At 66.9% G+C, this 21,774-nt stretch carries 18 protein-coding genes; 9 read left to right on the top strand and 9 right to left on the bottom strand.

Translation table 11 applies throughout. From position 1 onward, the window contains the following. Window positions 1–13: 13 nt before the first annotated feature. Together rpoC and HHL27_RS13625 are read left to right on the top strand one after the other, a co-directional pair. Entirely contained in the window at window positions 14–4,300 is a 4,287-nt protein-coding gene (gene rpoC, locus HHL27_RS13620) for a DNA-directed RNA polymerase subunit beta' (protein ID WP_169493961.1), read from the top strand. Window positions 4,301–4,475: 175 nt separating this feature from the next. Further along, window positions 4,476–6,278, top strand: a complete 1,803-nt coding sequence (locus HHL27_RS13625; RefSeq protein ID WP_169493962.1) for a methyl-accepting chemotaxis protein — start codon at window positions 4,476–4,478, stop codon at window positions 6,276–6,278. A 12-nt stretch (window positions 6,279–6,290) separates the two neighbouring features. On the opposite strand, the gene HHL27_RS13630 is transcribed toward HHL27_RS13625, so the two are convergent. Together HHL27_RS13630 and glpX are read right to left on the bottom strand one after the other, a co-directional pair. Then, window positions 6,291–7,436: a serine hydrolase domain-containing protein gene (locus HHL27_RS13630; protein WP_169493963.1), complete on the bottom strand. Its 1,146-nt coding sequence runs from the start codon at window positions 7,434–7,436 to the stop codon at window positions 6,291–6,293. 68 nt (window positions 7,437–7,504) lie between these two features. Next, window positions 7,505–8,497, bottom strand: coding sequence for a class II fructose-bisphosphatase (glpX, locus tag HHL27_RS13635; protein WP_169493964.1), 993 nt, complete (start codon window positions 8,495–8,497; stop codon window positions 7,505–7,507). A gap of 99 nt (window positions 8,498–8,596) precedes the next feature. Between glpX and HHL27_RS13640 the strand changes: the two genes are divergently transcribed. Beyond that, window positions 8,597–9,034 carry a hypothetical protein gene (locus tag HHL27_RS13640; RefSeq protein ID WP_169493965.1) on the top strand — a complete coding sequence of 146 codons (438 nt, stop codon included), beginning with the start codon at window positions 8,597–8,599 and terminating at the stop codon, window positions 9,032–9,034. Between the two features lie 15 nt (window positions 9,035–9,049). Here HHL27_RS13640 and HHL27_RS13645 read toward each other — a convergent pair whose 3' ends face one another. Continuing rightward, window positions 9,050–10,363, bottom strand: a complete 1,314-nt coding sequence (locus HHL27_RS13645) for a homoserine dehydrogenase (protein WP_169493966.1) — start codon at window positions 10,361–10,363, stop codon at window positions 9,050–9,052. Between the two features lie 95 nt (window positions 10,364–10,458). Continuing rightward, on the bottom strand, window positions 10,459–11,322 hold the full coding sequence (locus HHL27_RS13650; RefSeq protein ID WP_169493967.1) for a hypothetical protein: 864 nt from the start codon (window positions 11,320–11,322) through the stop codon (window positions 10,459–10,461). A 354-nt stretch (window positions 11,323–11,676) separates the two neighbouring features. Here HHL27_RS13650 and HHL27_RS13655 point away from each other — a divergent pair, with 354 nt between their 5' ends. The 4 genes from HHL27_RS13655 to HHL27_RS13670 all read left to right on the top strand — a co-directional run bounded on the left by HHL27_RS13655 (window position 11,677) and on the right by HHL27_RS13670 (window position 14,331). Further along, on the top strand, window positions 11,677–12,330 hold the full coding sequence (locus HHL27_RS13655; protein WP_169493968.1) for an energy transducer TonB: 654 nt from the start codon (window positions 11,677–11,679) through the stop codon (window positions 12,328–12,330). A gap of 89 nt (window positions 12,331–12,419) precedes the next feature. Further along, on the top strand, window positions 12,420–13,175 hold the full coding sequence (locus tag HHL27_RS13660; RefSeq protein ID WP_169493969.1) for a MotA/TolQ/ExbB proton channel family protein: 756 nt from the start codon (window positions 12,420–12,422) through the stop codon (window positions 13,173–13,175). 127 nt (window positions 13,176–13,302) lie between these two features. Then, window positions 13,303–13,830, top strand: coding sequence for an ExbD/TolR family protein (locus tag HHL27_RS13665; protein WP_206069591.1), 528 nt, complete (start codon window positions 13,303–13,305; stop codon window positions 13,828–13,830). A gap of 69 nt (window positions 13,831–13,899) precedes the next feature. After that, on the top strand, window positions 13,900–14,331 hold the full coding sequence (locus HHL27_RS13670; RefSeq protein ID WP_169493970.1) for an ExbD/TolR family protein: 432 nt from the start codon (window positions 13,900–13,902) through the stop codon (window positions 14,329–14,331). Between the two features lie 265 nt (window positions 14,332–14,596). Here the strand turns inward: HHL27_RS13670 and HHL27_RS13675 are convergent, their stop codons facing one another. After that, complete coding sequence (locus tag HHL27_RS13675; protein WP_420874062.1) at window positions 14,597–17,038, bottom strand: ligase-associated DNA damage response DEXH box helicase; 2,442 nt, start codon at window positions 17,036–17,038, stop codon at window positions 14,597–14,599. Between the two features lie 182 nt (window positions 17,039–17,220). On the opposite strand from HHL27_RS13675, the gene HHL27_RS22455 reads away from it, so the two are divergent. Beyond that, entirely contained in the window at window positions 17,221–18,303 is a 1,083-nt protein-coding gene (locus tag HHL27_RS22455; protein WP_240959759.1) for a BON domain-containing protein, read from the top strand. Between the two features lie 85 nt (window positions 18,304–18,388). Here the strand turns inward: HHL27_RS22455 and HHL27_RS13685 are convergent, their stop codons facing one another. Then, on the bottom strand, window positions 18,389–18,832 hold the full coding sequence (locus HHL27_RS13685; RefSeq protein ID WP_169493971.1) for a hypothetical protein: 444 nt from the start codon (window positions 18,830–18,832) through the stop codon (window positions 18,389–18,391). 121 nt (window positions 18,833–18,953) lie between these two features. Beyond that, window positions 18,954–19,907 carry an isoaspartyl peptidase/L-asparaginase family protein gene (locus tag HHL27_RS13690; protein WP_169493972.1) on the bottom strand — a complete coding sequence of 318 codons (954 nt, stop codon included), beginning with the start codon at window positions 19,905–19,907 and terminating at the stop codon, window positions 18,954–18,956. 47 nt (window positions 19,908–19,954) lie between these two features. Here HHL27_RS13690 and HHL27_RS13695 point away from each other — a divergent pair, with 47 nt between their 5' ends. Then, window positions 19,955–20,425 carry a GNAT family N-acetyltransferase gene (locus HHL27_RS13695; RefSeq protein ID WP_338114902.1) on the top strand — a complete coding sequence of 157 codons (471 nt, stop codon included), beginning with the start codon at window positions 19,955–19,957 and terminating at the stop codon, window positions 20,423–20,425. Window positions 20,426–20,446: 21 nt separating this feature from the next. On the opposite strand, the gene HHL27_RS13700 is transcribed toward HHL27_RS13695, so the two are convergent. Together HHL27_RS13700 and HHL27_RS13705 are read right to left on the bottom strand one after the other, a co-directional pair. Continuing rightward, entirely contained in the window at window positions 20,447–20,704 is a 258-nt protein-coding gene (locus HHL27_RS13700; RefSeq protein WP_277350579.1) for an energy transducer TonB, read from the bottom strand. A gap of 69 nt (window positions 20,705–20,773) precedes the next feature. Then, complete coding sequence (locus HHL27_RS13705) at window positions 20,774–21,313, bottom strand: hypothetical protein (RefSeq protein ID WP_169493975.1); 540 nt, start codon at window positions 21,311–21,313, stop codon at window positions 20,774–20,776. Window positions 21,314–21,774 lie beyond the last annotated feature (461 nt).

The raw sequence follows: 21,774 nt of genomic DNA on the forward strand, positions 1-21,774 counted from the left end.
GGGAACGGCAAAAATGAACGACCTTACCAAGTTCACCAACCAGCTCGCCAAGCCCGAGACCTTCGACCAGATCCAGATCGGTCTGGCGAGCCCCGAGCGCATCCGCAGCTGGTCCTTCGGCGAGATCAAGAAGCCGGAAACCATCAACTACCGCACGTTCAAGCCCGAGCGTGACGGCCTGTTCTGCGCGCGCATCTTCGGTCCGGTGAAGGACTACGAATGCCTGTGCGGCAAGTACAAGCGCATGAAGTACAAGGGCGTCGTCTGCGAAAAGTGCGGCGTCGAAGTCACCGTCACCAAGGTGCGCCGCGAGCGCATGGGCCACATCGAGCTGGCCGCGCCGGTCGCGCACATCTGGTTCCTCAAGTCGCTGCCTTCGCGCATCGGCCTGCTGCTCGACATGCAGCTCAAGCAGCTTGAGCGCATCCTCTACTTCGAAAGCTACGTGGTCATCGAGCCGGGCATCACCCCGCTTGAACGCTACCAGCTGCTGACCGAGGACGAACTGCTCGACGCGCAGGACGAATACGGCGAAGACGCGTTCAGCGCCGGCATCGGCGCCGAAGCGGTCAAGCAGATGCTGATCGATCTCGACCTCGAACAGGAACGCAAGGACCTGATGGAGGAGCTCGCCACCACCAAGAGCGAGCTGAAGCCCAAGAAGATCATCAAGCGCCTCAAGGTCGTCGAATCGTTCATCGATTCGGGCAATCGTCCGGAATGGATGATCCTCGACGTCGTGCCGGTCATCCCGCCCGAACTGCGCCCGCTGGTGCCGCTCGATGGTGGCCGCTTCGCGACCTCGGACCTCAACGACCTCTATCGCCGCGTCATCAACCGCAACAACCGCCTCAAGCGCCTGATCGAGCTGCGCGCGCCGGACATCATCGTCCGCAACGAAAAGCGCATGCTGCAGGAAGCCGTTGACGCGCTGTTCGACAACGGCCGCCGCGGCCGCGTCATCACCGGCGCCAACAAGCGTCCGCTGAAGTCGCTGTCCGACATGCTCAAGGGCAAGCAGGGCCGCTTCCGCCAGAACCTGCTCGGCAAGCGCGTCGACTATTCGGGCCGTTCGGTCATCGTGACCGGCCCCGAACTCAAGCTGCACCAGTGCGGCCTGCCCAAGAAGATGGCGCTCGAACTGTTCAAGCCGTTCATCTACGCCCGTCTCGATGCCAAGGGTCTGTCGATGACCCTGAAGCAGGCCAAGAAGTGGGTCGAAAAGGAGCGCAAGGAAGTCTGGGACATCCTTGACGAGGTGATCCGCGAACACCCGGTCATGCTGAACCGTGCGCCCACGCTGCACCGTCTCGGCATCCAGGCGTTCGAGCCCGTCCTGATCGAAGGCAAGGCGATCCAGCTGCACCCGCTCGTCTGCTCGGCGTTCAACGCCGACTTCGACGGTGACCAGATGGCCGTCCACGTGCCGCTTTCGCTGGAAGCCCAGCTCGAAGCGCGCGTGCTGATGATGTCGACGAACAACATCCTCTCGCCCGCCAACGGCAAGCCGATCATCGTGCCTTCGCAGGACATGGTGCTGGGCCTGTACTACCTCTCGCTCGATCGTTCGGGCGAGCCGGGCGAAGGCATGATGCTGGCCGACATGGCCGAAGTGCACCAGGCGCTCCACGCCGGGGCGGTGACCATGCACTCGAAGATCGTCGCTCGCGTGCCGCAGACCGACGAGAACGGTCAGCAGTACCTCAAGCGCTTCGAGACCACGCCGGGCCGCATGCTGATCGGCGAGTGCCTGCCCAAGAGCCACAAGGTTCCCTTCGAGGTCGTGAACAAGGTTCTGACCAAGAAGGAAATCGGCGACGTCATCGACCAGGTCTACCGTCACACCGGCCAGAAGGACACGGTGCTGTTCGCCGACGCGATCATGGCGCTGGGCTTCCGCAACGCGTTCAAGGCGGGCATCTCGTTCGGCAAGGACGACATGATCATCCCCGACAGCAAGGATGCGCTGGTCAACGAAACCAAGGAACTGGTTGCCGACTACGAACAGCAGTACCAGGACGGCCTGATCACCCAGCAGGAAAAGTACAACAAGGTCATCGACGCCTGGAGTCGCTGTGGCGACCAGGTGGCCGCGGCCATGATGGACGAGATCAAGGCCTCGCCCGTCGACCCCGAAACGGGCCGTCAGAAGCCGATCAACTCGATCTACATGATGAGCCACTCGGGCGCGCGTGGTTCGCCGACCCAGATGAAGCAGCTTGCCGGCATGCGCGGCCTCATGGCCAAGCCGTCGGGCGAGATCATCGAAACGCCGATCATCTCGAACTTCAAGGAAGGCCTGACCGTCCTTGAATACTTCAACTCGACCCACGGCGCCCGCAAGGGCCTCGCTGACACCGCGCTCAAGACGGCGAACTCGGGTTACCTGACCCGCCGTCTGGTCGACGTGTCGCAGGACTGCGTCGTCACCATCGACGACTGCGGTACCGAGCGAGCGCTGGAAATGCGCGCGATCGTGCAGGGCGGTTCGACGATCGCCTCGCTCGGCGAGCGCATCCTCGGCCGTACGCTGGCAGAAGACCTGATCGAGGCGAAGACCGGCGTGGTGATCTGCCCCAAGGGCACGCTGCTCGATGAGGCCGCCATCGTCCGTATCGAAGCGGCCGGCGTCCAGTCGGCGCGTATCCGCTCGCCACTGATCTGCGAAGCCCAGCAGGGCGTTTGCGGCACCTGCTACGGCCGCGACCTCGCGCGCGGTACGCCGGTGAACATCGGTGAAGCGGTCGGCGTCATCGCCGCCCAGTCGATCGGCGAGCCCGGCACGCAGTTGACCATGCGTACGTTCCACATCGGTGGCGCGGCGCAGGTCAACGAGCAGTCGAACCTCGAAGCGATCTGCGACGGTACCGTCGAATACCGCGACATCCCGACGATCATCGACAGCCGCGGCCGTCGCCTGTCGCTTGCCCGCAATGGCGAGATCGCGGTGATCGATACCGAGGGCCGCGAACGCGCCATGCACCGCGTGCCTTACGGTACCCACCTGCTGCACGAAAACGGCGCCACCATCGCGCAGGGCGATCGCCTGGCCGAATGGGACCCGTTCACCCTGCCGGTGATCACCGAAAAGCCGGGTATCGTCCGCTATCAGGACCTGATCGACGGGCGCACGCTCACCGAACAGGTCGACGATGCGACCGGTATCGCCCAGCGTGTGGTGACCGAAAACCGCGCAGGTGGCCGCGCCAAGAAGGAAGACCTGCGTCCGCGCCTGACCCTGCTCGACGAGAACTCGGGCGAGGCCGCGCGCTACATGATGGCGCCGGGCACGACCCTCTCGGTCGAGGACGGACAGGAAGTGAAGGCGGGCGACGTGCTGGCGCGTGCCAGCCGCGAAGCTGCCAAGACGCGTGACATCACCGGTGGTCTGCCGCGCGTTGCCGAACTGTTCGAAGCGCGCATCCCGAAGGACAACGCGATCATCGCGAAGATCTCGGGCCGCATCGAATTCGTCCGCGACTACAAGGCCAAGCGCAAGATCGCGATCATCCCGGAAGAGGGTGAACCGGTCGAGTACCTGATCCCGAAGTCGAAGGTGATCGACGTCCAGGAAGGTGACTGGGTCAAGAAGGGCGACAACCTGATCTCGGGTTCGCCCAACCCGCACGACATTCTCGAAGTCATGGGCGTCGAAGCCCTGGCCGAGTACCTCGTCGCGGAAATCCAGGAAGTCTACCGCTTGCAGGGCGTGAAGATCAACGACAAGCACATCGAGGTGATCGTTCGCCAGATGCTGCAGAAGGTCGAGATCACCGACGGTGGCGACACCACCCTGCTGCCGGGCGAACAGGTCGACGTCGAGGAGATGAACGAGATCAACGGCAAGCTGGAAGCGGGCCTGCGCCCGGCCGAAGGCAAGCCGGTGCTGCTCGGCATCACCAAGGCCAGCCTGCAGACGCGTTCGTTCATCTCGGCCGCGTCGTTCCAGGAAACCACCCGCGTGCTCACGCAGGCGGCCGTGGAAGGCAAGAAGGACTCACTGATCGGTCTCAAGGAGAACGTCATCGTCGGCCGTCTCATCCCCGCCGGCACCGGCGCGGGCATGAACCGGATGCGCGTTGCCGCCACCAGCCGCGATGCCGCGCTCCGCGCGTCCTATCGCAAGCTGCAGGAATCGCTCATCGCACCGGCCACGGCTGCTGAAGAGCATGCCGCCGAACTGGCGCAGGGCCCGGAAGCGGCGATCGGCGACGATCCGCTGGCGGTGATCGAGGGTGAAACCCACGGCACCGACGCGGACGCCGGCGACTACCTGATCCAGGGTGACGACGAAGCCTGAAACGGCTTGTCCGACTGAACGTGAAAGGCCCCGCCGGAGCGATCCGGCGGGGTTTTTCGTGCGCGGCCCCGCGATCCGAACTCCGCAGAATCCCCTGTCTTGGCAAAGGAGGCTTTTTCACCCGCCCTCCCTAGGCAGAACGGCAGGTTCCATCGGACCGACTGGAGTTTTTCGCATGATCAGCCGTCTCGCCCGCAACGGTGCCCGGGCGCTTGTCGCCGCGATGCTCGTGGCGATTCTGGTCAGCACCGGCGTGGTGTGGTTCATCCGCCAGGGTGGCCCGATCACCGCGCGCGTGTCGCTTCAGGACGAACTGGTGGCGGATATCCTCCCCCCACCCGCCTTCGTGGTCGAATCCTATCTCCACGCCGCGCTGATCGTGAACGATCCTTCGGTCGCACCCGCGCAGAAGCAGGAACTGGTGGAAGAACACGCCGAATTCCTGCAACGCCAGAATTATTGGAGCGAAGCGCCCCTGCCGCCGGAGATGCGGCCCTCGATGGATCGCACCATTGCGACGGCGGAGAAGTTCTGGGCGGCGGTCGATAACGATTTTCTTCCCGCGGTCGATGCTGGAGACCAGGTCCGCGCGGCGCGTGCCTTCCACGACGAACTCGGCCCCGCTTACCAGCGCCAGCACGCAGAGGTGCAGGCCCTGGTCAAGCTTTCGGCCGACTACAAGGCGAAGATGGCGCATGGGGACAACGTGCGGATCAGCCTCGCGCTCGGCTTCCTCGCCCTGCTTGCGGCCGGACTGGTGGCCGTGCTGCTCTGGGCGGCGCGCCAGGTCCAGCATCGCGTCGTCGCTCCGCTGGTCGAAACCGCCGACGTGATGACCGCGATGGCGCACGGGGATTACGACCGCCCGATCGAAGGGATCACCCGCAACGACGAAATCGGCATGATGGCCCAGGCGATCGACGTGTTCCGCGAAAACGGCCTTGCCCGCCAGCGCGCGTCGGAAGCGCAGGAAGCGCTCGTCGCGCACCTGACGGCGGGGCTCGAGCATCTGGCGCGCAAGGATCTCGAATTCCGCCTGACCGAGCCGCTGCCCGATGGCTACGACGCGATCCGGCTGGATTACAACGCCGCGGTTGCCGCGCTCGCCGAAGCCATGCGTTCAGTCCGCGTCGGCTCGACCAGCGTGTCGAGCGCGATCGGCGAAATCCGCGCTGCCTCGGAAGACCTTGCCCAGCGCAACGAACAGCAGGCCGCGCGCCTTGCCGATACCGCGCATTCGATGGACGCCATTACCTCCAGCGTGCGCGAAACCGCTGCCGGCGCCGGTGCGCTGCAGGCGTCGATGAGCGAGGCCCACCGCGAGGCGAGCGAAGGCGGCGAGGTGGTGCAGCGCGCCATTGCCGCCATGGCCGCGATCGAGAACTCCGCCCGCGAAATCGGCACGATCATCGCGGTGATCGATGGCATCGCCTTCCAGACCAATCTTCTGGCGCTCAATGCGGGTGTCGAAGCGGCCCGCGCCGGGGATGCCGGGAAGGGCTTTGCCGTGGTCGCCAACGAAGTGCGCGCGCTGGCCCAGCGCTCGGCCGATGCGGCACAGGATATCAAGGCGCTGATCACCACCAGCGCCGATCAGGTGGCGCAGGGCGTCGCGCTTGTCGGCGATACCGGATCGAAGCTCGAAGCGATCGTCGGCCGGGTGACCGAAATCAACGCGCTGATCGGCGACATTGCCTCGGCCGCGCACGAGCAGGCCACCAATCTCGCCCACGTGAACGGCGCGGTCGGCGAAATGGACCGCATGACCCAGCAAAACGCTGCAATGGTCGAACAGTCATCGGCCGCCACGCGCAGCCTTTCGGCGGAAGCCGAACGCCTGTCCTCACTCGTCTCCAGCTTCCGCACCCGTGACCCCGAATCGCGGCCCGCCGTCCTCGCCCGGCCCGGGCAGCACCGCCGCAACTCTGCGCTGGAGGACGCATCGCCCGCGGTGCCGCTCGCGCTTGCGGTCGGCTAACTCGCCGCGCGTTCAGGCGTTGGCGCAGGCCATTCGCTCAAGCGCGGCAAAGGCGTCCAGCGCGCCCGGTTCGGCAAAGGGCGACATCTGAGTCAGGATAACGCCGGCCAGATCGCGATCGGGGTCGATCCAGTAATAGCAGTTGAAGATGCCCGCCCAGTGCAGGCTGCCCGGGGATCGGCCGGCAGGGCCGGTCTCGGTGTTGACCAGGAAGCCGCCGATCGTCCAGCCGCCGCGCTGGCCGGGCAACGGATCGAACGCGGTGGCAAAGCCGGGCATCGCGGTGGCCATTTCCCCCGCCGAAAGATGCGGCGCCAGCGCATCGGTCCGCGCCGCCTGCGCCGATTCTGGCGAAAGCACGCGCACGCCGTCCAGTTCGCCGCCACGCAGCACCATGCGCAGGAAGCGCGCATAATCGCTCGCGGTGGACGAAAGCCCGCCCCCGCCGTTGTGGTATTCGCCGGCGCCCAGGACCATCGCCTGCGTGGTCAGCTCGCCCGATTCGCTGCGGACGTGGATCTGCGCGTCGTCGGCTGACCAGCTGTCGCGGAAGCGGGTCTGCGTCATGCCGAGCGGCCCGGTCAGCTCCCGTTCGAACCATTCGCCAAGGCGCATCCCGGTCACGGCCTCGACCGCAAGTCCCGCCCAATCGATGCCGGTGCCGTATTCCCAGCGCGTACCCGGATCGAATGCCAGCGGCTGGTCCAGGCTCTTGCGGGTGCCGGGCGCCATGTTCCCGGTCGCCATGGCATGCCGCAGCAGGTCGGCGTTCATGAAGGTGTAGCCGCAGCCCGACGTGTGCATCAGCAGGTGGCGCAGCGTCACCGGCGATTTTGCGGGCCGCAGGATCGGCGCGCCCGCTTCATCGAAGCCGTCGAGCACTTGCGGATCGGCCAGTTCAGGCAGGATCGCGCCCACCGGCGCATCGAGATCGAGCTTGCCACGCTCTACCAGCTGCAGCACCGCCGCGCTGGTCAGCGCCTTGGTCATCGATGCGATCTGGAACAGCGAATCCTCGCGCATGGGCACCCCGGCCACGGCGTCGGCCATGCCGAAGGCGCGCAAGTAGCGCGTGTCCTTGCTGTCGGTGATCAGCGCGACTGCGCCGGGCAGGTTCGCCGCGGCCAGCGCGGCTTCGAATTCGGCTTCGCCCTTCATGTCTCTTCTCTCCCTCTGCCCGACAGGGTTACCTGTCGGGGCAGGGGAGGCAAGAGCGAAGCGATAGATCAGCGCGGCTTGCGGTGTTCGCCCTTGACCCAGCGCACCGTGCCCGAGCTGGCGCGCATCACCACGCTCTCGGTGGTCATCACGCCGTTCTTGTGGACCTTCACGCCCTTCAGCAGCGAACCGTCGGTCACGCCGGTGGCGGCAAAGATGCAGTCGCCCTTGGCCAGTTCGTCGCGGGTGTAGATCTTGTTGAGGTCGGTGATGCCCCACTTGGCGGCGCGGGCGCGCTCGTCGTCGTTGCGGAACAGCAGGCGGCCGTTGAACTGCCCACCCACGCAGCGCAGCGCGGCCGCGGCCAGCACGCCTTCGGGGGCGCCGCCCGAACCCATGTACAGGTCGATGGTGGTTTCCTCGTTGGTCACCGCGATCACGCCGGCCACGTCGCCGTCGCCGATCAGCACCACGCCGCAGCCGATCCCGCGCAGCTCGGCGATCAGGTCGGCATGGCGCGGACGGTCGAGCACGCAGACGATGATCTCGTGCGGTTCGACGCCCTTGGCCGCGGCCACGGCCTTGACGTTCTCGGTTGGCGACTTGTCGAGGCTGATGATGCCGTCGGGATAGCCCGGGCCGACGGCCAGCTTGTCCATGTAGACGTCGGGCGCGTTGAGCAGGCCGCCTTCTTCGGCCACCGCCAGCACGGCCAGCGCATTGGGGCCGGCCTTGGCGGTGATGGTGGTGCCTTCCAGCGGATCGAGCGCGATGTCGATCTTCGGCCCGGTGCCCGGTGCCGCGCCGACCTTCTCGCCGATGTAGAGCATCGGCGCTTCGTCGCGCTCGCCCTCGCCGATCACCACGGTGCCGTCCATCCACAGTTCGTTGAACGCCGCGCGCATCGCTTCGACGGCGGCAGCGTCAGCCGCCTTCTCGTCGCCACGGCCGATCAGCTTCGATGCGCCGATCGCGGCCGCTTCGGTCACGCGGACCATCTCGAGGACGAGGACACGGTCGAGGACCTGCGAGGCGGCGGGCTTGGTGGTGGTGTCGGTCACGTTGACTCCGTTGGCTGGCGACGTGCATACTTGGGTATGCAGACGTATGCGTGCCCTAGACTGACCGCACCCAGTTTGTCGAGGGTGCGGCCCTGGCTTGTGGCATTCCTTGTTGCCGTAGCGGCGGTGTTTGCCGGCCCGGCGCGGGCGCAGGACGCGGGCAAGTGGCAGCTACCGGCCAATGGTGACAGTCCCGAGGCATCGCGATCGCCCGCGGACGTAGCCCAATCGTTGCTCACGCCCACGCGGCGTGAAAGCTGCGACAAGGGCGCCGGCGATGCGATCGTGGTCTGCGGCAACAATCCCGAAAACGCGCGACAGAAGCTCGACAGCGTGGCCCCGCTGGGCGCCGGGAAGACCGCCGACGGCGCCCCCCGCGCGCCCAACGTCAGCGGCCTGCGCGATTGCAGCAAGGGCTGCATCGGCTTCGGCCGCGCGCCCACGCCGATGTATTTCTTCGATATCAAGGCGCTGCCCCCGCCGCCCGCCGGTTCGGACGCCGACCGTATCGCCAAGGGGGAAATCAAGGCGCCCTGAGTGCGGCAGGCCGCCTCATTCTTCCAGGATGTGCATCACCAGCGGCGGGGCCGACAAGCTGGCCGACCCTTCCAGCAGGCGCATCGCTTCGGCGATGGCGCTTTCGGGGCCTTCGTGGGTGACCATCGCCACCAGCACCTGGTCGCTGTCCTCGCCCGCGCGGCCCTTCTGGATCAGGCTTTCGATCGAAACGCCGGCATCGCGCATCGCTGCGGTGATCTCGGCGAGCACGCCGGGGCGGTCCGCCACGGTGAAACGCAGGTATGCCTTGCCGCGCCGGTGGCCGGTGTCGGCGGGTGCCGCTGCGTCGAGCTCGCTCACAGGAATCGAGAACGGCGCGCCCACGTCGCCGCGGGCGATGTCGATCAGGTCGGCGACGACCGCGCTGGCCGTCGGCCCATCTCCCGCGCCCGCGCCCTGGAACAGCAGCCGGCCGACGAAGTTGCCCTCGGCCACTACCGCGTTGGTCGCGCCGTCGACATGCGCCAGCGGGTGGTCGCGGTGGACCAGGTGCGGATGGATGCGCTGGAACAGCCGGCGGTTGCCTGCTTCATCCACCTCGGTTTCGGCCATGCCGATCAGGCGGATGTAATAGCCCAGCGCATCGGCCTGCGCGATGTCGGCGGCCAGCACGCGGCGGATGCCGGTGGCGGTCACGTTGCGGAAGTCGATCGCCGTGCCGAATGCGATCGACGACAGGATCGACAGCTTGTGCGCGGCATCGATGCCGTCGATGTCGAACGTCGGGTCGGCCTCGGCATAGCCCTTGGCCTGCGCTTCGGCGAGCACGTCGGCAAAGTCGCGCCCGGTATCCTCCATCGTGCTGAGGATGTAATTGCAGGTGCCGTTGAGAATGCCGTAGACCCGCTCGATACGGTTCGCGGCCGCCCCTTCGCGCAGGCCCTTGATCGCGGGGATGCCGCCTGCGACGGCGGCCTCGAACTTGAACGCCACTTTCGCGGCCTCGGCGCGCGTCGCAAGCTCCAGCCCGTGGTGCGCGATCATCGCCTTGTTGGCGGTGACCAGCGCCTTGCCCGCCTCGAACGTGGTGCGCGCCAAGGCCAAAGCCGGACCATCCGCGCCGCCGACCAGTTCGACCACCACGTCCACGTCGGGGCGCTCGCCCAGGATGACCATGTCGTCTTCCCAGGCATAGCGCGACAGGTCGACGCCGCGATCCTTGCTGCGGTTGCGGGCGCTGATCGCGGTGATCGCGATCGGGCGGCCGGCGCGGCGCGCGATCAGCGCGGCATTGGTCTCGATCAGGCGGATCACCCCGCCGCCAACGGTGCCAAGGCCGGCAAGCGCGATGCGCAGTGGTTCGCTCATTGTTACCCCGTCGTCTGGCGCGTCCGCGCGCTAGGATTCCCGAGCCCGCGCCTTAGGGGACACACGCTGGCCCCGCAACGCCCCGCTTGCGGCCGTCATGGCTGCAGCGTTCGGCCGCGCTCGCACGTGCCCAGCGCGGCGCGCGCGAAGGCATAGTCGTCCGCCGCGGCCGCCCGGCTGGTGTCGCCGTCGGAAATGTTGGCGCGCGCGGGCAGCGTCTGCGGCAGGAAGCAGGCGAGCCGGTACCAGGCGAGCGTTTCGGGGGCGGGCGGCTTGGCCGACTGGTCGACGATCTCGCTGAAGCTCACGCCCCACGTGCGCGGCTGGCCGGGACGGCTGATGATCGACAGCGCCGCCGGGCGCGCGCCCTCGGTCGCCAGGAACACTTGCGTCTCGCCCTCGCCGGCAAGGTTGCCCGGAACGTGCAGCGCTTCGCGCACGCCCTTCACTGCGGGCGGCGCGTCGGGGGAAAGCTTTTCGGTCAGGATCGCGCGCAGCGCCTGTTCGCGCGTGGGTGACCAGGCCAGCATCGCATCGGGCGCGGACAGAAGCAGCTCGCCGGGGCGGCCGGCCACGGTGTGCCCGATCACCAGCACGTCGGTCTTCGCCAGCTTGGGCGGGCGGCCCCGCGCATCGAGCGGAACGTCGGCCAGGAATCGGATCGATTCGCCAAGATCAGGCCCCGCTAGCAGCGCGCTCGTGCGCGCCTCGATATAAAGACGCACTTTCCCGGCGGCGAGCCCAGGGGACTGTTCGGGCTTCAGCCTGGCCACCTTGCGCACTTGCGCCCGGGCGACCAGATCGGCCGGCAAGACGAGGTCGACAAGGTCGGCATAGCGCAGCGCATCCGGAGCCGAAGCGACAGTTTGCGAAGGATTCGCAAGGTTCTGCGCCAATGCGGGCAATGGCGCCGCCAAGGCGGCGAGCAGGGCGATCGGTAAGGGCAGGCGGCGGTTCATAAGTGTCCTGTCGATGGAAATGCGGCACCGATGACGCGTGTGCCAACCCGGCGCGGAACTGCCGAAGCGAAGCCCGGCAAGCGTGAATCAGGTCTTAACCGATAAAGCATTTGCGCACCCCCTGCATCGGCGTTAAAGCTCGCCGAAATCGGGCAACACATAATAAATGCCCGAAAATGCCGTCGCCGGGCTCCTGCGCCCGATGTCGGATGACCGGGTTTGCCGGCAGGGTGGATAGATTTCGCTGGATTGGCCGATCGGAGGGAACGGTGATTCCCCCCGCGGCTCCGTTTTGCCCCGTCCCGTTACCCAGGGATCTGGGGTGGGGTGGAAGATCAGGAGTTATGGAGCTGAATGGCATACGCTGACCAACAGATGAGCGGTAACAAGATCACCGCGCTCATCGTCGTTGCTCTTCTTCATGTCGTCGTCGGCTACGCGCTGGTCACTGGCCTCGCGTACTCGGCCTTCAAGAAGATCAAAGAGGTGACCACGGCGGTCAAGATCGACCCGGAGAAGACTCCGCCGCCGCCGCCGCCGCCGCCGCCGAAGGATGCGCCGCCGCCGCCGCCGATCGTGGCGCCGCCGCCGCCGGTCAGCTTCAACACGCCGGTGGTTAACCAGGTAGAGACTGTGGCAACTCCGCCGCCGCCGGCCCCGCCGGTCGTGGTGCTGCCTCCGCCGCCGGCTGCCCCGCCGCCGGCGCCTCCTCCGCCGACCCCTGGGACTCCCAAGGGCCGTCCGGGCGAGTGGGTGACGACCAACGACTATCCTTCGCGCGCCCTGCGCGAGGAGCGCGAAGGCGTGACCGGGTTCAAGCTCGACTACGACGCCACGGGCAAGCCGACCAACTGCACCATCGTCCGTTCGAGCGGGAGCCCCGATCTCGACGAGGCGACGTGTTCCAAGCTGATGAGCCGCGCGCGCTTCAAGCCTGGCACGCAGAACGGTCAGCCGGTCGGTGCATCGTACAGCAGCTCTGTCCGCTGGGTCATCCCGAAGGACTGACGATTTGGGCGGGGGCCTTCTCTCCGGCCCCGGCCATTCCCCCATTGATCGCCTTCGGGCAGCTTTGAATTCTTGAGAGGAAGATCCGAATGCTTATCCAGACGCTCGCCGCGGCCGCGACCAATGCTGCGCCGCAGAACAAGTTCGGCTTCGTCGAAGCCCTCCAGGCCGGCGGTTTCATCTCGTACGCCACCGTCGTGATCCTCGGCATCATGTCGTTCGGTTCGTTCTTCATCCTGTTCACCAAGTTCTTTGAACAGTCGAAGATCATGAACCAGTACAAGAACAATGTCGGCAACTTCTGGCGCGCCGGCACCATCAAGGAAGGCGCTGCCAAGCTCGAGAAGAACTCGGCCTGGCGCCAGATCGTCGACGACGGCATCGCCGCCGAAGACCAGGTGACCAAGATGGACGCCACCGAAGCGCACGACTGGCTGCACGGCTCGCTCGCCCGCTCGGAAGCCACCATCAACGCCAAGCTCGCTGGCGGCCTTCCCTTCCTCGCCACCGTCGGTGCGACCGCGCCGTTCATCGGTCTGTTCGGTACCGTGGTCGGCATCTACCGCGCGCTGATCGCGATCGGTCTCGCCGGTTCGGCCTCGATCGACAAGGTCGCGGGTCCGGTCGGTGAAGCTCTGATCATGACTGCGCTCGGTCTGCTCGTCGCGGTTCCCGCGGTGCTCGCCTACAACTACCTGCAGAGCCGCAACAAGCGCATTGCCGAAATGCTGACCGGCTTCAGCACCGACGTCCTCGCCAACATCGCCTCGAAGGGCGTTGTGAAGCCGGCCGTCACGGTTGCTGCCGCCAAGCCGGCCGCTCCGGCCGCTCCGGTCAAGAAGTAAGCAGTAGTCCCTGGTGCGGCGGACTCCCCCGTCGCGCCTGGTTTCCGGAAACGCGGATCTTCACCGGGAGCTCGGGCTCCCCCGGCTCCCGGCAGAACCGCGGCTCAGAACGGATAGGATGTAACCAATGGCAATGTCTGTAGGCGGCGGCGGCGAAGAACGCCCGATGTCGGACATCAATACCACGCCGCTCGTGGACGTGATGCTCGTGCTGCTGATCATCTTCCTCATCGCGGTCCCGGTCGCGATCCAGACCATCGAGAAGCTGAAGGTTCCCGTCCTCGCCTCTGAAGAGACTCAGGACAAGGTCGAGAACCTGCTGCTCGCGGTGGTTTCGACCGACGAAGCGGGTCGCGCTCCGGGGCAGCCCGGCTACTCGGGCTCCTCGCCGGTCGGCGAATGCCGTGTCTATATCAACAACACGACTCCGGTGGACAGCACCGAGCTCGCCAAGCAGGCTTTCGATCGTCTCGATGCGATCGTGAAGCGTGAAGGCGGCGCGGCCAACATGGACCCGGACAAGATCCCCGAAGTCCACATCCGTGGTGACGTTCACGTCCCCTGGAAGTGCGTCGCCGGTGCGATCTACAACGTGCAGATCGCGGGTTATCCGAAGGTCGGCTTCATCTCGACCCCGGTCGATCCGAACGGCTAAGCTGACTGCTGAACTGGCGCGGAGGCCGCAAGGCTTCCCGTCAGCCGAGAGCGAACAGGAGTACACACCATGGCAATGAGCGGCGGCAAGGACGATGGCTCGCCGATGATGGAAATGAACACGACGCCGTTGATCGACGTCATGCTCGTTCTCCTCATCATGTTCATCATCACCATCCCCGTGGCCACCCACTCGGTTAACGTGAATCTTCCGCAGTCAACGCCGCCGAAGAATCCCGTTAAGGTCGACCCGGTGAAGAACAAGCTGATCCTCACCCAGGCCAACCAGATCCTGTGGAACGGTTCGCCGATCACGAGCAGCAACCTGGTGTCGCTGCTCCAGGCGACCAAGGCGATGAAGCCCGAGCCGGAACTGCAGTTCCAGCCCGATGCCTTCGCCAACTACGAGATGGCGAACTACGTGCTGAAGATCATCACCGATTCGAAGGTGAGCAAGTTCGGCTTCGTCGGCAACGAGAACTACGCAACGTTCTCGAAGTGACGGGCTGACCCCACGAGGTCACGAACACCAAGAGGGGGCGGAGCAATCCGCCCCCTTTTTCGTGCGCGTGGTGCGCATCTGGCCATCCGCGTCGAAGGGAAGGGCAGCCCTTCGACAAGCTCAGGGCAAACGGCAGCGGACGCTGCGTCATTTGCGCGCGCACTCTCTACCTCACCCTAGCCCCGCCCGTGCTGAGCCTGTCGAAGCACCGTCCTGTTCTTCGCAATCGGCCCGCACGCCAAAGTCCACGCAGGCGAACGCGGCCTCACCCCCGCGTCGGGCGCATCGCAGCCGCCGCCAGGCTCTCGGCCTCTACCAGCAACTCGTCGTCGGCAGCCCCCGCCGGCAGCGTCTCGCGCCCGATCATCACCAGCACCGGCACGGCGAGCGGCGTCACCCGGTCCAGCTCGACATGCACCAACTGCCCTGCCGCCCGGTCGAGCAGGTCGGCGAGCCGCCCCACATCGGTCATCCGCGTGCGCGCGTCGGCCCAGGCCGCCTCGATCAGCACGTGGTCCGGCTCGTACTTGCGCAGCACGTCGTAGATCAGGTCGGTCGAAAAGGTCACCTGACGCCCGGACTTGCGCTTGCCCGGATGCTGGCGTTCGACCAGCCCGCCGATCACCGCCACTTCGCGAAAGGCGCGGCGCAGCAGGTAGGAGTTCTGCACCCATTCGACGAATTCGTGAGTCAGGATCGCCGGGCTCAGCATCGCGGCGGGGTCCTCGACCGGCTTCAGTCCCCACACCGCCAGCGCATAGTCGTTGGCGACGAAGCCGAGCGGCCCCAGCCCCGCATCCTCCATCCGCCGCGTGATCAGCATGCCGAGCGACTGGTTCGCGTTCCACCCCTCGAACGTGTAGTACACGGTGTAGGCACGGCCGCCGTGGGGGAAGCTTTCCACCAGCAGCTCGCCCGGCGCGGGCAGGCGGCTGCGCCAGTCCTGCACTTCCAGCCATTCGCGCACGTCGTCGGGCAGCCGTGCCCAGCCCGTCCGGTCGGCGAGCAGCGCCTGCACCCGGTCGGCAAGATGCGTCGTCAGCGGCAGGCGCGCGCCCATGTAGCTCGGGATCTGCCCGGCCGACTTGGCCGCGCGCACCACGATCTCCAGATCGCGCAGCGATTCGACTTCCAGATCCATCCCGGCAAAGCGGAACGTATCCCCCGGCCGCAACGACGCGCCGAAGTTCTCCTCCACCTTGCCCAGCGCGCGCCCGTTGCGGAAGCGCACCTCGAGCATTTCGGAATCGACGATGATCCCGGCGTTCAGCCGGTGCCGCGCGGCGTGTTCGGGATGGGTCAGCCGCCACACGCCATCGCGCCCGCGCACGATGCGCTTGAACCGGTCATAGGCGCGCAGGGCATAGCCCCCCGTTGCCACGAATTCGAGCACGCGGGCCCACGCCGCCTCGTCCACCCAGGCATAGGCATGGCTCGATCGCACTTCGGCCAGCAGGGCCGCTTCCTCGAACGGCCCGGCACAGGCGCAGCCCATCACGTGCTGCGCCAGCACGTCGAGCGCGCCGGGGCGGAAGTCCTCGCCATCGCGCCGCCCTTCGTCGACCGCATCCTTGGCCGCCAGCGCCTCCAGGAATTCGAAGCGGTTGCCGGGCACCAGCAGCGCCCGGCTCGGCGCGTCGAGCCGGTGGTTGGCCCGCCCGATCCGCTGCAGCAGGCGCGATGATCCCTTGGGGGCGCCCATCTGCACCACCATGTCGATATCGCCCCAGTCGACGCCCAGGTCGAGGCTCGCCGTCGCCACCAGCGCGCGCAGCTCGCCCCGCGCCATCGCGCCTTCCACCTTGCGCCGCGCTTCCTTGGACAGCGATCCATGGTGGATGCCGATCGGCAGCTTGTCCTCGTTCACGTCCCACAGCAGCTGGAAGATATATTCGGCCAGGAACCGCGTGTTGGTGAAGATCAGCGTCGTCCGGTTCGCCTTGATCGCCTGATACAGCTGCGGCACCGCCCAGGCGGCGGCATGCCCGCCCCATGGAACGCGCTCGCCCTCGGGGACCAGGATTTCCACTTCGGCCGGCGCGCCCGCCTCGCCTTCGACCAGCGCCACGCTGTCGATATCGCCCCACGGCGCCAGCCACGCGCGAAACGCTTCCGGGTCCGCCACCGTCGCCGAAAGCGCCACGCGCCGCATCGCGGGCGCCAGCGCCTGCAACCGGGCGAGCGACAGCGCCAGCAGGTCGCCCCGCTTGCCGGTGGCGAAGGCATGGACCTCGTCGATCACCACCCGCTTGAGCGAGGCGAACACCGTCGCCGCCTCGGGATAGCTCAGCAGCAGAGACAGCGATTCGGGCGTGGTCAGCAGCACGTGCGGCGGCTTGGCCCGCTGGCGCGCCTTGCGGTCCGACGGCGTATCGCCGCTGCGCGTCTCCACCCGGATCGGCAGGCCCATGTCCTCGACGGGCGTGAGCAGGTTGCGCTGCACGTCGTGCGCCAGTGCCTTCAGCGGCGAGACGTAAAGCGTGTGCAGCCCGTCCTCGGGGGGCGCATCCCCGGCGAAGTCGGCCAGCGTCGGCAAGAATCCGGCCAGCGTCTTGCCCGCGCCGGTATCGGCCACCAGCAGCGCATGGAGCCCGGCGCGGCTTGCCGCCAACATGTCGCGCTGGTGCCGCCGCACGCGCCAGCCGCGGCCGGCGAACCAGTCCTCGATCACCTGCGGCAGCCGCGTCGTGTCCATCGCCTTGCTCATCGTCGTCACCCTAACGCACGCCGCGCCGATCCGCACCCATGGCCATGGGGCACGACGAAGCGCCGTCCGCCTGCGACCGGAGCAAGGCACCGGCGTGCTAGCAAACCGTTGTGACAACAACAGAATCCGACGGGCGCGACCGTCCGTTGGCGCCTGTCCAACCCCTTGAGGAGAGATTGGCCATGAACGACCGCTACGATTGGGAGCGCGATCGCGCGCTCAAGCACGACCGCGATCCGCGCAGCACCCGCAGCAACGACTATTCGGGCGAACAGTCCGGCGGCTCGCGCCAGCAATGGGGCAATGAAAGCCGCGATGACGATCGCTATGGCACCGGCAACCGCTACGGCCACGGCTACGACAATCGCGACGACTATCGCGGCGAGGACTTTCGCAACCGCGCGCGCGGCGATTCCCGTCGCGCCGCCGGCCAGGGCTGGCGCAGCGCAGATGGCGATTACGATCTGGGGGACGACAGCCGTACCCGCCAGAGCGGCGGCTTCGCCGGCGGCTACGGCGGTGGCTATGGCCCGATGACGCAGACCGGCGACTATTTCGGCCCCGGCGATTTCGGTTCGGGCAGCCATGCCTATGCCTCCAACTGGGATCGCGGCTACGGCGCCTCGCGCAACACCTATGCGGGTGAGCGTTGGCCGGCGGGCTATGGCGGCGGCGTGGGCGGCGGCTATGGCGCGGGCCAGGCCACGCAGCGTCAGGGGCGCACCGGCCAGATGGGTGGCAGCGGCTATGAACCGGGCGAAGGCTATGCACGCGAAAACCAGCACCGCGGTTTCCTCGATCGCGCCGCCGACGAGGTCATGTCCTGGTGGGGCGATGAAGATGCGGCCCGCCGCCGCGAACAGGATGCGCGTGAAGACCATCGCGGGCGCGGTCCTGCCGACTACACCCGCTCGGACGAACGCATCCGCGAAGATGCCAACGATCGCCTGACCGAAGACTGGCGCGTCGATGCCCGTCGCATCAGCGTGGCGGTCGAAAAGGGCGAAGTGACGCTCACCGGCACCGTCGGCAATCGCCAGGAAAAGCACCGCGCCGAAGAATGCGTCGAACGCGTTTCGGGCGTGCGCCACGTGCAGAACAACCTGCGCGTCGAAGGCACCGGTAGCGGCAGCAGCACCGGCACGCAGGGCGGCGCCTTTGGCTTCGGCAGCAATCGCGACACTGCCGCGACCGCCCGCACCGGCACGACCACCGGGTCCGGCGCCAGCACCACCAGTGCGGCATCGACCGACAAGCGCGACTAAACGGCCTTAAGGCTGAATTCTGGCGCTGAACGGGGCGCGGGATGGCACAGTCCACCCCGCGCCCTTTTCATGGCACCCGGTCAGGTCACTTGGTCCAGACCCACTTGCGCAGCAGCATCGAGCCCAGCACCTTGCGGTACTTCGCCCGGTCGGCCGAACCCGCCTCCATCTTCTGCATCGTGCTCTGCATGTAGGCGAGATAGGCGTCCTGCCGCTTCTTCTGCTCGGCGGCGTCCGGGATCGAAGGGTACCGCGTGATCAGGTAGAAGTCGGGTTCGCCCGCACGCGGGAATTCGTTGGTCAGGATCTCGTAGCTGGAAATCCAGCCCTGCTTGACCGAATAGTCCTGGTCCTTGCGCCACTGATCCCCCAGGAACATGGCGTAATCGGCGAAATGGCCGTCATCGACCTTGATCATGCCCACTTCCACCAGCTCGCCCGCCTTGACCGGAAGTTCCTGGGCAAGGGCAGGCATTGCGAAGGCAAGCGAAAGCGCGGCGGCAGCGGCCGCGAAACGAACGATCTTCATGGGTATCACGTCTCCGAATGTGGGGCGGTCCCCACGCCCCCGTTGACGCTCCGGTGTCGGTCGACCCTCGTTCTGTCTCGGCCCCTCGGCAGCGGAAAGCTGCGCCTTTACGCGGCTGGCGTCAATCCTGGCGGAAGATCCCGACCGAACGCTTGCCGCTGCTGTCGCTGCGGGCGCGGAACATGCCGGGGGTGGTGAAGGCCATGGCCGTATCGCCCGAAGGCGTCGCCACGATCACGCCGCCAACGCCCCCCATCGCGCCGACTTCGGCCAGCACCGCCTCGGCCGCGCCTTGGGCGCTTTTGCCCGCCAGGCGGATGCGCGCGCAGATTTCGTGCGCCACGCCGGCGCGGATGAACTGTTCGCCAGAGCCCGTGCACGAAACCGCGCCCGCCCGGTCGTCGGCGTAGGTGCCCGCGCCGATCACCGGCGAATCGCCGATGCGGTTCCAGCGCTTGCCGGTAAGGCCGCCGGTGGAGGTTGCCGCCGCCACGTGGCCCGCCGCATCGCGCGCCACCGCGCCCACGGTGCCGTACTTCAGCCCATCGTCGAACCAGCCGAGCTTCCTTGCCTTCAGCTCCTGCAGCTGGCGCCAGCGTTCCTCGGTGGCGAACCAGTCCTCGTCGCACTGCTCGACGCCCTGTTCGCGGGCGAATTCCTCGGCCCCCGCGCCCGAAAGGAACACGTGCGGGCCCGCTTCCATCACCTTGCGCGCCAGCTTCACCGGGTTCTTCGTGTGGGTCACCCCCGCCACCGCGCCCGCGCCGCGGCTCGCGCCGTCCATCACGGCGGCATCGAGCTCGTTGGTGCCGTGATAGGTGAACACCGCGCCGCGTCCGGCGTTGAACAGCGGATCGTCCTCCAGCGCGACGACGGCGGCGGTCACTGCATCGATCGCGCTGCCACCGGCGGCCAACACGGCTTCTCCGGCTGCCAGCGCGGCGGACAGCGCCGCCTCGTGCAGTGCGACGGCGCTTGCGTCCATGGTTTCGGGCGTCATCGATCCGGCCCCGCCGTGAATGGCGATGGACCAGCGGGTTTCATCCGTGGCGGTTGTTTGACTTGTCTCGGTCATGGTCGGGGCGATAGCAGATGAAACCTGTTCGGTCAGGAGAACACTGCGTGGTCGATGTGCGAATTGTCGAAGATGACCTGTCGGGCGAGGATATCCAGGCCCTCGTCGCCTTCCATCTTTCGGGAATGCATGCCAATTCGCCCGCCTGCAAGGTCCACGCCCTGCCCATCGCCAGCCTGCGCGCGCCCGGCGTCACGTTCTATTCGGCGTGGGTGGGCGATGCGCTGGCCGGGATGGGCGCGATCAAGCAGCTCGATCCCGCTCACGGCGAACTGAAGTCGATGCGCGTCGCCCCCGAATGGCTGGGCAAGGGCGTGGGCGAAGCGATGCTGCGCCACCTCCTCGCGGTCGCGCGCGGGCGCGGCTACGCCCGCTTAAGCCTCGAAACCGGTCGGGGCCCGGCTTTCGAACCCGCGCTCGGCCTCTATCGCAAGCACGGCTTTGCCAACTGCGATGCCTTTGCCGACTATGTGGTGGACGATTTCAGCCAGTGCCTGACGCTGGCGCTGCAGGGCTGATCTGCGCGGTCGTCCGCTCGATCAGAGGGCGCTCGCCAGCCAGCGCACCGAGTTGGTGTAATAGCTGGCCGTCGGGTTGCCCGCGGCGTCCAGCGCGGGCGCGAAGCGGGCGCGCTTCATCAGCAGCTTGCAGGTGAAGTCGGTGAACTCGGGCGAGTTGGTCGCTTGCTGGATGTGGCAACCGGTCGGATTGCCATCCGGGCCGACCATCAGGCGGAAGTAGACGATGGCGCTTGCGCCCATCATCAGCGGCCCGCGCGGGTAATCGCTCGAAACCAGCCACTTGCCCGGATCGCTCTGCGGCGTCGCCGGCCGCGAAAGCCGGGCCTGTACGGCGGGATCGAGTCCTCATTCCTTGACCAGGCTGTCGGTGCACGCCCGCAGGGCCGCCATCGGCGCCTTGAGCGAACCCGACTGGAACACGATCTGCCGCGGACGGATCGTCAGGGCGAACTGCGTGATCTTTGCTTCGTCGTCCGGGGTCTGGGGGGAAAGGTCTTCGCCCTCGCGGTTCAACAGGTCGCTGGGCCCGATGAACAGCGTGGGGAGCTTGTCTTCGCCGGTAGATCCCTTCAGCGCGTCCTTGCGCTTTCCTTCGGGAAGGCCCGGTCCGAACGAGAAGGTGGCCGGCGTCCGCACATCGAAGCCTGTGGACAGCGGCTTTCCGACCATGGTCACGTGGACCCGGGCCGCAGGGGAGAACCGGTCCATGAAGACGATGACCTTGTCCTTGCCCTCGCCATAAACGCGCGCAAGCCGGCAACTGTCGTCGGCATAATGCATGTCCCACTTGCTCGACGGCGCAAGCACCAGCGGTGCCGCTTGCGCGGGCAGGGCGACGGCGGTGGCGACGAAAACGGCGATGAAGGACGAACGTCTGACTTGCATGGCCCCACCCTAAATCGGGCTACCGGCCCGTCAATCGGCCGACCGCGCGTGCAAAAGAAAGAACGATCCTTCGACAAGCTCAGGATGGGCGGGGCTAGGCGCAGCGGCTGTCCCCGCACCAAACGTCATCCCAGCGAAGGCTGGGATCGCTCGCCGCCAAGCGCCTACCAACCGTTCCGCAAACCGAGGTCGATGCCAGCCTACGCTGGCATGACGAATGAGGGACAAAGGACCCCTCCCCCCCCACACCGCCTGCCCTGAGCCTGTCGAAGGGCTGCCCTTGTTCTCCCAAGCGCAACAGCCAGACAGCACGCAACGAAGCCCCAAAGCACTGCCTAAGCGCCGGAAGACGTCCCGGGAGCGCGAGGGGGTCACCCCCTCGCATCTGTCCTGTTCTCTGCCCTCCCCCACCAATCTTGACAAAAAGAACCATATAGGTTATACGCCAGCCCACGGACCGG

Origin of the sequence: Novosphingobium olei (assembly GCF_012927405.1) — a bacterium.
Taxonomy (GTDB): domain Bacteria; phylum Pseudomonadota; class Alphaproteobacteria; order Sphingomonadales; family Sphingomonadaceae; genus Novosphingobium; species Novosphingobium olei.

Bases quoted from the DNA above. Each gene is read 5' to 3' on its own strand.
- rpoC (WP_169493961.1), top strand. From the start codon at position 14: ATGAACGACCTTACCAAGTTCACCAACCAGCTCGCCAAGCCCGAGACC.
- HHL27_RS13650 (WP_169493967.1), bottom strand. From the start codon at position 11,322: ATGAACCGCCGCCTGCCCTTACCGATCGCCCTGCTCGCCGCCTTGGCG.
- HHL27_RS13625 (WP_169493962.1), top strand. From the start codon at position 4,476: ATGATCAGCCGTCTCGCCCGCAACGGTGCCCGGGCGCTTGTCGCCGCG.
- HHL27_RS13670 (WP_169493970.1), top strand. From the start codon at position 13,900: ATGGCAATGAGCGGCGGCAAGGACGATGGCTCGCCGATGATGGAAATG.
- HHL27_RS13675 (WP_420874062.1), bottom strand. From the start codon at position 17,038: ATGAGCAAGGCGATGGACACGACGCGGCTGCCGCAGGTGATCGAGGAC.
- HHL27_RS13690 (WP_169493972.1), bottom strand. From the start codon at position 19,907: ATGACCGAGACAAGTCAAACAACCGCCACGGATGAAACCCGCTGGTCC.
- HHL27_RS13660 (WP_169493969.1), top strand. From the start codon at position 12,420: ATGCTTATCCAGACGCTCGCCGCGGCCGCGACCAATGCTGCGCCGCAG.
- HHL27_RS13705 (WP_169493975.1), bottom strand. From the start codon at position 21,313: ATGCAAGTCAGACGTTCGTCCTTCATCGCCGTTTTCGTCGCCACCGCC.
- HHL27_RS22455 (WP_240959759.1), top strand. From the start codon at position 17,221: ATGAACGACCGCTACGATTGGGAGCGCGATCGCGCGCTCAAGCACGAC.
- HHL27_RS13685 (WP_169493971.1), bottom strand. From the start codon at position 18,832: ATGAAGATCGTTCGTTTCGCGGCCGCTGCCGCCGCGCTTTCGCTTGCC.
- HHL27_RS13665 (WP_206069591.1), top strand. From the start codon at position 13,303: ATGGCAATGTCTGTAGGCGGCGGCGGCGAAGAACGCCCGATGTCGGAC.
- HHL27_RS13655 (WP_169493968.1), top strand. From the start codon at position 11,677: ATGGCATACGCTGACCAACAGATGAGCGGTAACAAGATCACCGCGCTC.
- HHL27_RS13630 (WP_169493963.1), bottom strand. From the start codon at position 7,436: ATGAAGGGCGAAGCCGAATTCGAAGCCGCGCTGGCCGCGGCGAACCTG.
- HHL27_RS13645 (WP_169493966.1), bottom strand. From the start codon at position 10,363: ATGAGCGAACCACTGCGCATCGCGCTTGCCGGCCTTGGCACCGTTGGC.